Source organism: Arthrobacter sp. efr-133-TYG-120 (assembly GCF_030209785.1).
In the GTDB taxonomy this organism is placed as follows: Bacteria; Actinomycetota; Actinomycetes; order Actinomycetales; family Micrococcaceae; genus Arthrobacter.
This window is the reverse complement of record NZ_JARVRI010000018.1, coordinates 103507-118825: the sequence shown is the minus strand read 5'-3', so window position 1 is coordinate 118825 and position 15319 is coordinate 103507. Positions and strand designations below refer to the sequence as shown.

Annotated in this window: 8 protein-coding genes; 1 reads left to right on the top strand and 7 read right to left on the bottom strand. The window is 57.7% G+C overall.

Annotated features, from left to right (window positions below; translation table 11 throughout):
- Positions 1-167 precede the first annotated feature (167 nt).
- Entirely contained in the window at positions 168-1388 is a 1221-nt protein-coding gene (locus QRN51_RS12600) for a hypothetical protein (RefSeq protein ID WP_284990194.1), read from the top strand.
- A gap of 232 nt (positions 1389-1620) precedes the next feature.
- Here QRN51_RS12600 and QRN51_RS12595 read toward each other — a convergent pair whose 3' ends face one another.
- The 7 genes from QRN51_RS12595 to QRN51_RS12565 form a co-directional block, all read right to left on the bottom strand.
- Positions 1621-2508 (bottom strand): DUF3037 domain-containing protein, encoded by an 888-nt coding sequence (locus QRN51_RS12595; RefSeq protein ID WP_284990193.1) that lies wholly within the window; start codon positions 2506-2508, stop codon positions 1621-1623.
- Between the two features lie 3 nt (positions 2509-2511).
- On the bottom strand, positions 2512-3342 hold the full coding sequence (locus tag QRN51_RS12590; protein WP_284990192.1) for a HipA family kinase: 831 nt from the start codon (positions 3340-3342) through the stop codon (positions 2512-2514).
- A gap of 388 nt (positions 3343-3730) precedes the next feature.
- Entirely contained in the window at positions 3731-4384 is a 654-nt protein-coding gene (locus QRN51_RS12585; protein ID WP_284990190.1) for a hypothetical protein, read from the bottom strand.
- Positions 4385-5179: 795 nt separating this feature from the next.
- On the bottom strand, positions 5180-5821 hold the full coding sequence (locus QRN51_RS12580) for a hypothetical protein (protein WP_284990189.1): 642 nt from the start codon (positions 5819-5821) through the stop codon (positions 5180-5182).
- A 332-nt stretch (positions 5822-6153) separates the two neighbouring features.
- On the bottom strand, positions 6154-10401 hold the full coding sequence (locus QRN51_RS12575; protein ID WP_284990188.1) for a sacsin N-terminal ATP-binding-like domain-containing protein: 4248 nt from the start codon (positions 10399-10401) through the stop codon (positions 6154-6156).
- A 91-nt stretch (positions 10402-10492) separates the two neighbouring features.
- Positions 10493-11449 carry an FRG domain-containing protein gene (locus tag QRN51_RS12570; RefSeq protein ID WP_284990187.1) on the bottom strand — a complete coding sequence of 319 codons (957 nt, stop codon included), beginning with the start codon at positions 11447-11449 and terminating at the stop codon, positions 10493-10495.
- A 105-nt stretch (positions 11450-11554) separates the two neighbouring features.
- On the bottom strand, positions 11555-14785 hold the full coding sequence (locus tag QRN51_RS12565; protein ID WP_284990186.1) for a DEAD/DEAH box helicase: 3231 nt from the start codon (positions 14783-14785) through the stop codon (positions 11555-11557).
- Positions 14786-15319: the final 534 nt, after the last annotated feature.

The following is a 15319-nucleotide window of genomic DNA, read 5'->3' as shown; positions in this document are numbered from 1 at the left end:
ATAATGGACCGCCCCGGACGGGCAGGTAACCCGTTCCACTTCATATCGTCTAAGCAGCCACCAAACCAGAATGCCAGACACCTAAGATCAGACAACTACTGACCAAGGGTGTCTCATTTTCCCCACTAGGCGCTCAGGGAACCTGCCTAGCTGGTACGGTCATTGCCGTGACTCCCCCCGACAACAACGCCGACGAGGAAATTTTTGACGCCAAACCCGAGCGGAAATTGCTCGCCGCAGGGCAAGACTTGTCGGCGGCTCTGTGGCGCTATTACGAGGCAGTCCAGTCGTACCATTCGGACCCGGCATCCACCCTTAGCCTGGACGAATTCATGGGACACTTCAGCAAAAACCTCATCGTGAATATTGACCATAGCCTCGTGGGGTGGCGCCGTGCCATCGCATTGGTGGAGGCCAACGCCCGGGTAGCCACCCGCAACCCCAGGGGACTGGAGTGGAAAGACCCACTGCATCCGGGGGCACTCATGTACTATGCCAGAGTCGCCGCACCGGAAGACCTGGGATACAGGGATCGACTTCGCATCGTCAATGCCAAAGAACATGCTCGCCTGGATCAAGTTGAGCAAGAGTTATCCCACGTGTGTGGCCACCCAACACACTCAAGGAAGCCTTGCCGGAAGCTGCCGACCTTTTGGCCGGGAAGCGGGCGCAAATCCGCCTGCAGTATCCACCTCACTGCCAACGAACTGGCAGAAGTGTCCGCGCTTTGGGATCGGATCGTCGATGAGTTCACCTGCCCCGGCTGCGCTGCCAAAGCAGGCGAGGAGTGCTCCGACGACACGATGGTGCTGGTTGACGGCTTCTATCCCACACCGAAAGCCCTCAAGGGTCGAAGCGTTCATACCCCGAGACTCCAACTTCTGGGTGACACAGCGCAGCGTAATGACGCACATGAGCCGGTAACGGGCCGGGACGACAGTGCCGTGGACATCAAGCGAGAACAACATGAAAACTCTGAAGACGAATTTCAGGCGTTCCTTGTCGAGTTTGAAGAGTCTCTGACCAGCGCAATCGAAGGCTACGACATCACCTTACCGATGCGGGAAGGATTTCTTTGCCGGTGGGATATGCGCGTCCGTCTCATCCGCATTGCCCCTCAAGCCCTTGGTGCTTCCTCGCTTGACGAGTTTTTCGTCGTCACCTTGGGGGTAGGAGCGTCTCCGTCTTATGTCCGAAGATGCGACTTTGTACCTGAAGTGCTCACGATCTTCTACGAACTGTTGGCTGGTGACCTGAATCGAGTTCCCGTATCCACCGAGCCCAGGTTGCTCATCAGCGACGACGGGCAGAAGTACCGTGAGCGGCAGTGGGGTCCAGCCGCCACTATGGCTCCGATACCTGGCTTCGACCTTCATGCGATGCCTTGATCCGGCATAACGCTCTACCGTTGCCCCGGGGAACAGCGGCTTACCTAGACCGTGAGGTAATTGCCACTGGCAATGACGCAACATAACTCACGGAACGCAGACTTTATGGCCTTTGGGAATTTGATAGACAGCTCCGGATCGCTTGGAATCGTGACTGCTCAGTAAAGCCTCGCGAGACTATCAACGACGACGCCCAACCTCTGCCCACTCCGCCAGCACCCAAGGCTAATATTTAGGCAACCAGTGCCAGTCCATCACGAACAAGTTCTTGGGCCTGCCCGGCAGAATATGTCTTCAGGCCCTCGACCTGACTCCAGATCTCAGCCGCTGCGCTCAGATTTTCCTCACGCTGAGGGGTCGTGGGTTCTTCGTAGATCACCCTGAACTGCACGCCCGAAGGGACAGTGAGCTGCGCCCCGCCGGCGGCAGTGAGAACGCCACCACGATCCTGGATGCTGTTCATGAAATAGGCCCATGCTTCAATCTCGGTTTGGGTTTTTTCTGGATCGGCAAGATTGAAAGACCACGCCTTCGTGATCTGTTCAACTTGGTTGTCGGCCAGCGCTATATCAGCCGTTCGCGACGACCGCCCCACATGAACCAGCGGACGACGCTGAACCGACGCGGACTGGTTTCCCCTGAGTTGACGAATAAATGACTCTTCAATGGTGCGCGTGATACGCGTCCTGAACTGCGTGCGATGGCTTGGGACCGGATCCGAAACCAAGTGATCGAACAGCATCTCCAGTCCGCCCTGAGCAGAGTCAGCCACGACAGTGTGGGCCTGGGACAGCTGCACCGCGTTGTTCAAACGACCGGACAGGCGCAGCATTGTTCCTTCACTTAACTGTTCTTCACCTGAATCCGAGGGCACCCAGAGGCCGGACGAATGTTCATCGTGCTCTTGAACCGTCGCAGAAGCCGCCACCATCCGCTCAAGTTCCCGTAGCCAGTAACGCGCAATCGAGGGATCGCCGCCCAGGCGATTGGCACGACGAAGGGAAGCGACCTCACGGAACGCCCATTCAGCATCGTCGCTGCCAACAAGCAGCCCGATGTTGACGAACTCGCCGCGGACGACGTTCGGGACATAACGAACTATCCAGTATTTGTAGAACACGGCTCACCTCCCGTTAAGCGATGCTACGCCGGACAACGCTTTCATCCGGTCGGAAATGTGCCGACGTCGCGAATAGAGCCACCACGCCAACGATTCAAGATCATCATCTGGAATTCCCCATGATACGGGCACTGTTGCTACAGCGGCTAGGAGATCTTCGACACTGAGGCTGGCTACACTTTCGGCCACGATCAGAAAGGTTGCGGGATCCATCTGCCGCACATTGCCATTCCAAGGCGACCAGAATTCAACCGTACGCTCAAGCTCGTCCCCACCCCAGTCCCCCATCTCACCCCCGGAAACCCAGAAACCGTGATCGAAAGACCACACCTGGTAATCATCCTGCCGGGAGTAAAGCCACTGAGGATCCTCGCCGGCGAAAAGCTCCCACAACGCGATGAACCTTGGCTGTCGGAAGCGATTCCCATCGTCACGCGTGTGAACGAGCTCCATCTTTTCGATGGCGTCGTCCACAGCTTCTGAACCGTGGGCGGTCCCAGGCGCGACTCCCATTCCTGACAGCAGCGGATCACCGGCGATAGCGTCGGGGATAAATACTAGTTCCACCGGACACAACGGCGCATCCAGCATTAGACCAACGGCAGCAGCTACACGCTCGACCATAAGGGATTGCACACCATGGTCGTTATTGCGGTGCTTGATCCAGTAGGTCTTCCCATTCGACGCAAGACCCAGGAACGGCTTGCACCCTGAGTCCTTGGCCACCTTGAATGCTGCAACCACCTGAGCTTGCGGCTGGGGCCGGACGTAGTTGCCGGCAGCCAGCAGACCAAACCATGTAGTACGGAGCGAGTAATCAACGTCGTCCCCCAACAGTTCTCCTTCTTCATGGCGGCGCAGTGCACACCCCCGACTACCACGGCCACCAAGACTTTCTCGTGATGGATCTACGAGAGATCAGCTGAACCGAAGGGCCTTTTGGAGCTTACAAGACCCGTGTCCAGTGTTGACATTGTTTTCCTTGCCTTTTTCGAAACGGAGCAACTCGCGTACCAACCCTCCCGGTGACGCCACGGACCATATAATGCGCCGACGGAGGCACGCTAATGCCCAGATGCTCCCAGGGTCATTTCGATTGGCTGAAAGTAGCACTGTCGCACACCTCGGCACAGCGAGCCGCGCTACTCCTTGCGGTCGTTGGTGCATCGCGTGGTGGAATCGTCCATGCACCAGGAACCGAAGGACGATCTCTGTTGCAACGCTAGAGGGCCCCCGATCCAACCCGGCAGTTGAGCTCGCTGTATGCCGGAAAATCATGGAATTTGTTGTAAGTACTCTCGAGAAACATGCCCACGCCAAGTAGCTGTGCGCCGGCGTGTAGCGTTGCTTTTGGCAGCTGTCCTACAAGAGGGGCCTTTCCCGCAATCTCGCCTACCCCGTCCATCAGTGATGCGACAAACCCGGCGAATGAGGTGTTTAACCCATCGTCGATCATTAGTTCGCCGAGGTTGTCGCGGACACATGCACTCGCGAGGGAATTGGATGAAATCTCCCTGTCAAGCTCGATATAGACACCGCTTAGGGTTGCCGCCATCTCGGGGCCGTTAGCGACATCCGAACGCTCAAGTTTCTGTATGAGCGGAACGTAGACATCGTGAGCCGCCCGCGCTACATCGCTTGGGTCCGCCCGCGAGCTGAGAACCTTACGAATTGCGGGGTCCTGGCACGTGGAACGATAGTTCTTGCAGTTCTTCAGCACGTCTTGGTGCATGCAGAAGCGAATGCCGCTCACCACAATTGGGATCAGAGTCAGAACCAGAAAGACACCGGCTATGATCCGTTTCTGTTGCTGCCAAAATGACTTCACGGCACCCGCAATTCGACCAACCATATTCAAAATGATTCGGCGATGCATTCTTTCCCCAATATTTGACTTATTCTACGATAACAAGCATAGACGATCTGAATCTTCGGTTTTAAATTATCCGAACTATCAGAAAGCTCCGTATCCTGGCCTACGCCTGGCACTGCGACCAGCAAGCTAGCCGTGCAAAAGTGTTTGTGCACGCGTCAGGGCGAACGGTTTAACAGCAGTTGGCGCGCGGGGATGACTGCAAAACCATCTTCGCCCGAACTACTCGAAATGGCTTCACTTCCAACGTAATTGGCGCGAGGGACGCCAGACCATCGTCGAGCCGGAAGCCCCAAAGGCCCAGACCTGGACACGAACACTCGTGCCCAAAGGAGGACTCGAACGGGGTTCTGGCGGTTCAAAATCCGCCACCGATCGCGACGTCGAGCCCACACGCCATTTTTCGAATTCGTAAGCGGGCACGATCATGCGCGACATCGACGAGGTTTCAGCTGTAGTTACAAAGTCGGCCTTGATATGCCTCCTGTGTAGCGAGGACGGATAGCCGGTGCGGGCAATCTTTCGATGAGCGCGCGGGCGGGTCATGCGTATAGAGAACTTTTCTTGCGACGATCTCAAGTCCATGCTGACTCAATGTTCGCCCTGGTATGTCGCCATTACCCGTGTTGCGTACGAGATAGATTGCTGCGTTCTGGAAAGTTGCGCGCACAAGTCCGCGGTCACCGACCAACGGCAACGCGAATAGACAATCTGTCACGATCTCGGCAAAGGTATTCGCTATCGATGTCGCAGCCGGAAAAGCGCATAGAGCTGGCGGTGAAGGATGCCCGGTTTGTTCTAGCCTTTCCGCATGTTGATCTTCAGTACGCCGGCGTCCTCTTTGATCGAGCTGACGACTCCTAGTGCTTGGAGGCGGTTTACCAAGGCGCGTTCGGCAGGAGTGTTAGTGATTCGTGGACGCCGTCCGTCGGCACTGGTGAGTTGCACATAATCTCCGCCGAGCGCGGTTAGCAGAGTGGCAATTTCAGTCAACGTCAAAGATGACAGGAGCGGGTTGAGCAATGGGAGGATGATTGCGGTTGCTAATCGTTCTGAGGCTAGGCGGGCGAGGTCTGTGACGGCCAGTCTCTTGCCTCGTTCCAGTGTGTAGCTGGCAAGAGCAGCAAGAGCATGTCGAGTGGCGCCGACGGTGAACTCTCCAAACCTATCGGCGAGGGCGTCTTTGACTTGGATCGCCACCAGTTCGCTTTCAATGACGGGGACCAGAGCCAGCGGCGCCACGTGGGCGGGTGTCATGAACGTTGCAAAACCAGACGACTTTCTTATCGCAAACACGAGTGCCGAGACGCCTGCGGTTGCGATCATGCCGAACGTCTCGGCGTCATCTTCGACTACATCACCAGCTATGAGGTGGACGAAGAGCTCGCCGTCCTCCGTCGGGATAGTGGAGGCGGATAAGTAATGTTTGATTGGTTTCAACGATCACCCGCCGGCAACCCGCAGTGACGGTGGTGGAGATGACGTGATAGTCGGGCAGGTTGAAGAGGATGGTAGCAGCGTCAGCTGCGACCCCGGTAGGCCCGTTCAAGGCTCGTGATCCTGTTCCAGGTTGAATGCTAGACACACTCATCCCAGCAGGGCCACGGGCCCCCTTGCCTTCAACGACACGAGCTCAATTCCCCACCAACCACGAAGAGCCGAGTATCTGGCGGAGCCGACATGCGTATGCCGGCGCGGTTGCCCAGGCAAATCGGCTGGCAATTTCGCGGTAACCCATACGGGTATACCTCGACAGGCAGTTTTCTCTTTCCTCACTTGCTCTCAGCCTCATCGGCCAATGAGAGGGCCATCTGTGCCTTGGCGAGCAACAGCTGTCCCTTGCCGCTTTTGATCAATCCAAGTGGGTCGGCCCACCTAGTGATGGTTGGAACTACAGTGTCAACGTGAGTAACCCGGTAAATGTAGTACCGACTCCGGTGCACTGTGGCTTCAATCAGCTCACGGTGTGAGATGTAGAACGCTTCGGTGGGATCAGTCCCCTTCGTCGATTTCACCTCAAGGTAAATCAGCTGGTCATCTTCATCCATACTGACGATGTCATATGGCGACAGCTCATTGACCTTTGAAACCCACCGAACCGAGTCGGGGTTCTTGCCCAGCTTGCTCAACCGCTGACGTTCTGCGTGGTACACCACCTCTTCGCCACGCTTGCCGATACGGCGGTTCTCTTCCTCGGTGTGAATGCTTGGTGCCGTGCTGTAGCCGCTTCCGCCGCTTCCCCCGTAACCGTTGGGTTTGGCACTTCCAGTCTGAACTGGGTTCCCCGGTACGGCGTCAACGATCTCGACAGCTGAGAAGTCGACCGCTGGAAGTGAAGTCTGCGCACGGGGCTTGCTTGCCACCTCGTTGTCATCCTCAGCCGAATCATGCTTGCTCGGGTCATTTGTACCGTTGCCCGTCTCGGGAATAGGCTCGGATACCACTCCCGCTTGATGTTTCTGTAGTGCCGCCAGCCCAGACGAAATACCCCCATCCGCGTCGCCGAGATCGGGCAGAAGCGAATCGAGGACATTGATCAGTTCCTCTTCTTCCTCTTGAGGCAGTTTGAGCAGCCGCCTGGCCTCCGAGATGTCGTGTGGCAGGATCTGGCGGTCGGCCATCATGCGCTTTCGGTCTTCGGGTGAGGCTGTGAGCAACATGGTGAATGCGTCCGCCGAGGTCGGCACGTTCAAGTGCTGGGCCAGTTGCCGGCCGAGTGGAAACCAATGGGGTTCGCCGGTTGCGGCGTCGAGTTCCAGATACGCCGTGCCGACATTGATCGTCTTTCGGCCTCGTTTCTCGGAGCGGCTGGCGATATAACAGACGGCATCCTCGCGCGAGGCTTTCGTGCTTCCAAATTCGTACGTGAGGACCAGCCGTTCGCAAACGACGAGTTCAAGCCTCCGCAGGGCCGGCCGGACGCGGTTTTCGGCGCTGGAGTTCTCGGCGCGAACCAGCGCCAACAGGTACGGCTTGATGCCGGTGATTCGCCCTCTGACCTGATCGTCGACCGCACCGTGGTCCTCGCCGAAGGGAAGTGCGGAGGTAACGACTGAGTCGTCGAGCTTGTTCAGCGCGAGATAGCGGGTAAGTTTCGTCAATCCGACCTCGGCCGAAAGCATCGGGAGCTGCTTCTCGAAAGTGTCTCGAAGAAGGGGATCGTCAGCGTAGGCCGGCTGTGCCACGAACTGGGTTACGCCGTCTTGGCTGGCCAGAAGCAGAACGGTCTCTGGTGCAGGGTGCGGCTCGGGCTCATCGCGAAGTACATCGTTCAGGGTGCGCTGCACCCAGCGCGCTGCCTGGTCGATCTCCCGGTTCGTCCCCCCTGCGGCATCTGCTTCCTCTGCGATGCCCTCCAGCAGCATTAGAAGATCGACGACACCGGGACGGCCGGCGTCTGTTAGGTGCAGGGCTGCAGCCAAGCCCGCCCCGCCATGGGTTTGATACATCGCCTCGCTGATTCGCGGGATGCGTTGTTGAATTCTGCGCGGCGTTTGAGCCGCATCGATCCATGCCTCCGACGGCCGGACGAGATCCGGCACGTTGCCTCGGTCAACCGGAACCCACGGTTGCGACCGAAGGGTGTAGGCGAACAAAGACGGGGCACGACGGCCACGTTCGCCGGCATGGCTGCCGTGGATGCAGTAGAAGATGGCCTGCATGCCGTCCTCGTAAACGGATCCCCACCGTCGCGCAAACTGCTTCCAGAGCGCCATGAGGCGGACAGGATCCTCGGACGCCACGAGTTCTTCGTGACGGTCAAGCCGGAATGACTCGCGCAGTTGCTGAGACTGAGTGTGGCCTTGCGGGCACAACGTCGCAGCCTTGACTTCGGAGCATTCGAACCACTCTCGGAAAAGCGGCCCCCGGTGGGGATGTCGGATGGTGTTGTTGATATAGGTGTTCGTTTCAGCTTTGGAAAGCCGTGGATACTCAAGCACGCCGAGCATGCGGTAAAAGTCAAAGTCATCCTGGCGACTTTCGGACTCGTGGGGTGGCGCGATGTCGAGGAACTCGGCGTCACCGAACGGACCATAGATTACTTCCAAATCATCGGAACCAATCCACGGCGCACCGAAGTAGATCTCGGCTGCAGGACGCATCTGCTGGACGGAGCCGTCTGCCGTCCGGGCAGGAAGAAGCACTCCTCCGAGCAGCGGCTCGAAATCTTCGCTTCCCTGCAGTCGCACCTGGTGGTATGCCCGCAGGCCGGCCATAGCGCCAGCTCGTGCGTCGTCATCGGGTTCAGGGTCGCACAAAATCTTGATCAGATACTCGCGGATGAGTTCGCGCCATTCAAAGGACTTGATCCCTAGCTCTCGAAAAAGGTTCCTCACGTCATCGACATCGGGCACATATGCAATGGGAACCGGCAAATCTTCCGGAATGGTGGTGTCACCGCGCTCCCTCGGAAAGAAGATGGTGTCACTGCCCGGCGTCAAAAGCTGCCCAGCCGCGCCCAGAACGATTGGCGCCTTCTTGAGTTCGTTGACGATTCTCATTCCGAGCGATTCGCGCCAGTCCACCAGGAATTGGTAGAAGTACTCCGCAGTCTCCCGTGTGGGCGCAGTCAACAGCGAGATAAACTCGCTGATCCCCATCTCGAGGGTGTCGGCCACGCCAGCAAGAAAGCCTTTGATCGGAGCTAGCTGCTCGACGTCGGGACGCAGCGTGTGAGCGCAATCTAGGTTTGCCAACTCATGAGCAGTCACGGCATCCGGCAAACTTCGCGGCAGGAGAAAAATCTCGTCGGGACGACGCAATGAACCATTTGCAGTAGGCAGGAAGGGAGAATCGAGCAGCGCTTCCCGCCAGTAGCCGCGCATGACGGTCCCGCCCCCGCCGGCTGGCGGGGCGATCGCAGGGACGAGGGCCTCGATCGCGACGGAACTCGCCTGAGTCCGCCGGACCAGGTCCGGAGCGACTGTCGACTTGAGGTGATCTGCGACCGCCCGGAACAGCATGCGATTAAACTCTGCAGCTTCGGGCGTCGTGGCGATCTGACGACGGTCCATACTCAACATCCACTCGGCATGGACCGCCACGTGGAGCCCAGGCTCTTCGTCAGTCGGGAAATAAACGTGAAGTGGATATGTCGAGTCGACGAGCGGCTGGCCCTGTGCGTCCACCGGCACGGCGACGGCGAAACGAACCTCGTCCATCTCCTTCCACGACTCTCCAAGAGGCTCCAACAACGCAGGGTCCGGCGCGACAGACCCTCGATATATGAACCACTCTTCAGTACTGCCGTTGGTTTCCAGAATCACGTGCTCTACGCCGCCGTCCGTCTGGCGAAAGATCTCGGACGAAAAGTCGACGTAAGTCCCTTCCAGCTCCAGATGATCCACATGTGGCAGAAAGAGAAGGAGACGGGAGGCGAGGTTTTCAATCAGAGCGGATTCGACAGTCGACCGCTCGACGCCGTCCCGGAAGGGAAGCCGGATAACCGTCGTAAAGCCTTTCGCACGGAGTTTCTCAACCGCGGCAGCATCGGGGCCAAGGTCCGTATTCTCTACGGGAAACGGAAAAGCATAAATCGGTATCTTCTGACGCGGCGCTAATAATCCGAGAAGCTGGCCAACTTCAGCACGGACGCGCGCACCGTTGAATTGGAATGAAGACAACTCCGAGACAATCTGCGGATGGTCGGTGATTTCCCCGACAGATTTGAACCCAAGCCCTTTGTGACCGACTGAGTCCGCTGGGTCCTTGGAGGATCTCCCCAGTGAGCAAATGGCTTCAACCTGTGGATCACCAAACCCGGAACCATTGTCGGCCACGATCAATGCTGTTTCGGTCAACAGGAAGTGTGCGCTGCCCTGCGCGCCGGTGTCACGAGCTGCGTCGTTGGCATTCTGCAATAACTCGAAGGGATATCGTCCAGTGTACTGTTGTCGCACCAAATCCTGTGCGCCCCCACGTTCATCCAGACTCTTGAGCACGCTCTCCCGCAAATCATTGTCCATTTGGACGCGGATTGATGCCAGCTCGCTTTCGCGAAGTCTCGTTGTGACGTCCACTTTGCCCCTTCGTTTATGAATTCCTTAGGGAGTGTATCTGCTGGTTAGGTTCGGCCCCGGCGTTGCCCGCGCTTTACTTTGGGGGCCAGGCTCATTTTGCTGGGGCGTAATTGAAGTCCTGCGCAGCGAAACCGGATAGGTCGGGATACATGCTTCGGTGGGAACGGTTGAAGCTATTTTCCAGGATGGGGAGAATCGTCTTCTTGACGTCGGGTTTGATGATGAGTCCCAGCATCCCGAAGGAGGGCCAACGGCTCCCTTGAATATCAAAACTCATCCCCTTCATCTCCCTCACCAAACTCAGAAGAGTCCAATTTGTCTTGTACGGGAAGCCCCACATGGGCGTTGCCGCCGACTCCTCCGGCACGGATGCAGTTATAAATAACCCCTCTTGGGCTGTCATCCGTGCGTCGCGCACGACCGGCTGAACCAAAAAAGGCGTTTGGTTCTCTGCGGACTTCTCGAGCGCGTGGGAGTAGTCAAAGCCAAGCGGATCCCCCATACCTCCCCAGGTCTGCTTAGGCAAGAACGGGACAGTCTCGATTACAGGGACATCACTGACCGCCATGCCGATAAGCACGCCTGGTTCATCGATCCGACCCTCATCTGAACAGGCGAACCATAATGCAGTTAGCGGGTTGTAAGTCACGTCGATGAGTCGCGTAGGAATTCCGTGGTGCTGCATGAGGGCCAACATGTGAAGGTCAGAAGCATAGCCATACTGCGAGTGGCCTAAGCCCCATTCTCTGGCCGCTTGGATGGCTCGTACCTCATTAGCACGAATGTTTCCTTCCGTCGGGTCTACCCCGCTTGCCGCGAGCTTGCGGGCCAGCGACGACTTAACTTCATATTGCGTGCTGGGAAGGCCACGCCATACAAACTTTGTCTCAAAGCCCAAGGAGAAACTCAAGAAGCCAATCTCGGCCCAGAGTTCCTTAGGAGTTTCGACGCTACGGGCCCACGCTCTGTGCCAGGTTGGGTACTCTTCATCGTCGTCCTGGCTGTCGACCGCAGCCTGGCTGTTAGCTGCGCTCTTGTCACTGCTCATATTGCTCTGTGTTCCTCACCATTAAAATCCGTCTCGCAGACGGCTGTACCGTATGCCCGCTGCTTTGATATAAACCCGTTTGGGTCCCGCAACCATGAATGTCGGTCAAGCTGAACACCAGATCGTCAGTGGAGCGTTGATCGTCGTCTTGACGTAGGTTTCAACCGAGGCGAGCAGGTCAGCTTGTTGTTGGCTCAGTAGCGAAGCGCTCAGCCCGGGTTGGACGATAACGATTTCCATCCTACGGCGGAGGACTTGGGCCTGAGCCTGAAGCAGAAGCAGTCTGGCGGCATCGCCGACTTCAAATGGGCTTGTGCCCGTCCGCTGGTGCCTTAGTTGGGCGCGCCGGGCGAGTTGCTTGAAGAACGGTCCGAGGTCGCTGCGCCGCCAGGCTACAGACTTCTCGGCCTGCCCGCAGACCTCGTAGAGGTCGGCTACACGTGCACCAGACGTAGGACCGCCTGAATATTTACAGTGCACCAGACGCACGAGGAGCCCCTCGTCGTCCAGTCTCATAGCGACAACGTCAGCAATCTCCCCCGGGCCATCGTCGTCTATGACGACATCCCAGCTTTCGGCTTCCTCGAGCAAGTCCCGAATTACGCGGTGTTGAATCGAGTTGTCGAGCTTTCTCTCAGTTTGCGATTCCACTTTGATGTCTGTTCCTGCCCAGTCGACAACGACGAGGTTTCTGCGGGCGTAGGGGGCGCGGTCCCACTTAGGCCGGTAGAGAAGCCCGCCTTCAATCATGCGGTCATCGTTTAGAAGAAAGACCAAGCCGTTCTGGTTAAGCCAAGTGCTGAGCGGCAGCTCCGAACGCGGTCGGATCACTTGGATCTCTTCGGTTTCGGTGCACGAGTACGATATGACACCTTCGGGGCTGACGGTGGCTACATAGGCAACATTCCACGCACGGTTCGAAACGGTGAACTTGAAAGGACCTGTGGAGCTCGATGTGTCTGGAATTAGATCGCAGTACACGGCCTCCACTGATTTGTCGCCGTGCTTGAGCCGCATGCTTTCCGCGCTTTGAATGTGCAACTCCCATGGCCACTCGACCCCTAGCAGCACGCCTTCCGGACGGCTTTTCAATGCTTCAGGAAGTATGAAATTCCCGATGACGTGCTCGATAGTAACCGTTTCATCCAAGAGTTTCGTGCCGATGGCCTCGCACCAGTCGCACCACTGTTTCAGACTTGTCGCAGTCGAGTGGGACCAGATTCGGCCTTTCTGCGAGGCGCTGATGTTGACGCGTTCGCCTTCGCGGAAGCCCGAGCCCGAGATGTTGGTTTGTGTCTTCGTCCCGGCCTCAGCCGCGGTGAAGCTCTCAGTAACATCAGAGCCAACGTGCATCGAGAATCTCCGGAACTGGCTACGCGCATCCAAGACACCTACGTTCGTTGGCACGAGGCGTTGAACATCGCCCATGACCCGATAGACCTGCGCACCGTTGAAGCGCACCGCTCCGGGGCCGAGCACGGCTTCAGCGAGTTCTTCAAAAAGGCCGTCGTTAGCTGAGTTGTTGATGTAAAGAAGCTTTCGCGCACTATCGAAGTAGAGCACATATAGCTCGAAGCTAACTTCGTCGAGTGTTTTGAGGTCGCCCCAGCGAACCGGAGTTCGTCGTTCGACTACACACCAGGCAACGCCGGCTTGGGTGTTGAGGCCGATTGGTTTCGTGAGAAGCGAGGATTCACCAAAGTATTTTTGGATTGCATCGCTGTCCCACTCGGATGACGGCGCCCGGTACACAACAGTGCTCATCTTCGGCAGCAAGCTTCGGAGCGCGACCTCTTCAGGCAGACTCCCGAAACCAGCTTCGAAATCGCTGATCTCCTGCTGTTCGTCCACAGCGGCTTCGGAGATGTCCCGGAGGATGACGTTCCAATCAGCATCCTCGGCGTAGAGGTTCCTGAGCCGCGGATCAGGCTCAAGCTCCGTTCGGGCGACGAACATCGCAGCATCACCGAACCTCTCACCCGATGATGTACGGGCGAATCGTCCGATGAACTGGAGCGTCACGCCAAGGCTCTTGTGCGCGTCGTGGACCGCTGCGACCTTCAGCGCGGGCAGGTCGAAACCCTCGCCGAGCATGTCCACGCAAACTACTACCCGCGTGGTACGGGCCGTCAGCGCCTCAACGGCGCCTTTCCGGGTCTTCGAATTCAGTTGGCTGTAAATGGCCACCGGTTTGAGATCCTCAGCCTCATTCTGATAGACAGCCAAGATTGCTTCGGCGCGGGCAATACTCTTCACCCTTGCCATAAGCACATGGTCTCTGCCCGCTTCAAGGTCGACGCGTAAGCGCGCGACGGCCTCCTTGGCAAGGGCCGCATCAGGGTCCTCGAAGTCAACTACGGACTTGAAGTCAATCTTCGAGAAGTAACCCTGAGCTTGAGCTTCCCGGAGTGGGAAAGAGTAGATGACACGACCTTGCATATGCCTGCCATCTTCACGAAACGGTGTAGCGGTGAACTGAACCACGTGCTTCTTCTCGAAAGCTGCACGGATGTCAGTCCAAGTTGAAGCCGCCACGTGGTGAGCTTCATCGACAAACAAGTGACTAAACTGGGACAGGAACGCCGCCCTTACCTCCGGACTGGACGCGTGGAGCGCAGCCGGCGTGCCGACGACGACGTTGCAACTCTGCGCAAATGCAACTGCCGTTTTTTCTGCTGAGAACCCATGGCTGACCCGGCCAACGATAGGGCGGAGCGCAGTTGCCGAAACGACGCCGAGCTCCTGTAAAACTCCGAGGCGGTCGAACTTGCCCGCAATCTGTTCACGCAGCGCATCGGACGGGACGATCACGAGCAGACGCCTGGGCCGTGCCGCGACCAACAAACCGAGCATCGTCTCGGTCTTTCCAGTGCCCGTAGGCATGACGACGGTCGCAGGTTCAGAGCGCTTGGTCGTCCAGTACCCAAGTACCGCGTGGATCGCCCCCAACTGGGGTGAGCGGAGCCCGATCTCGTTCTCAGCAGGCTCTTCAAGCTTTAGCGCGCCGCGGTAAGTTTCAAGCACTTCATCTGTCGTTCGACATCGTAACGAGGCATGATTTTTCCACGCCGCGCCTCGAATGCGGTCGCCGATCTTTGTGCCCACCGGAAGCTTGAGCCAGAGGCCATCCGTGGAGATCGGGCGATCTGCGACCGACGCTAGCCACGCCCCGTATCCATTGGATACATACATGGCGCCGTCCTTGCCCGACACATTCGCGAACCCGGCGGCCGGGACCATGAGCTGGCGGGCAACGTTACCGTCGACCACAAGTGGTTTCGACCACAAGTCTCGACTTCGCCACATCTTCGCGTCCGCGTATTCAAACTCCCCCATGAAGCAAGACTACTGGCCGGGACGGCGTCCTCCTTGAAGGTGCCCAACCGAGCCAGCCCCGAGTCGTCCAAGGACGGGGCCACCTTTCGACGGCCCGCGAAACCAAAACTTGGAAAAAGTCAAGGTTTGTCAACAGTCAGGGGCTAAATAGCCCCTGACCTGCGATAACACTGTGCCCGAGGTGGGACTCGAACTGCATTCCAGGCCTTGCAAACACTGGGAACTCCCGAAAACATGTCGAGTACGGGCCAAACCGGCCGATGTACGACGCAGTCCGACGGCAAAAGTGTTGACACTGTCAACACCCCCTTTCGGACAGAATTTGTATAACGCCGAGCGACTGCCGCCCTCGTTTTAGGAGAAGCGGCAGTCGCTCTATCGTCCGTTGCAACGGCATCAGGCCAACTCGTCCTCGATGCATCCGTCCGCGACAGATGTGTCGGCACGAATCTGGTCACGGCGATCCTCCTTCGTACATCTCATAGACCCAAAGTGCAGGAGCGCCCATGACCTTGCAGTCTGCACGACAACGTC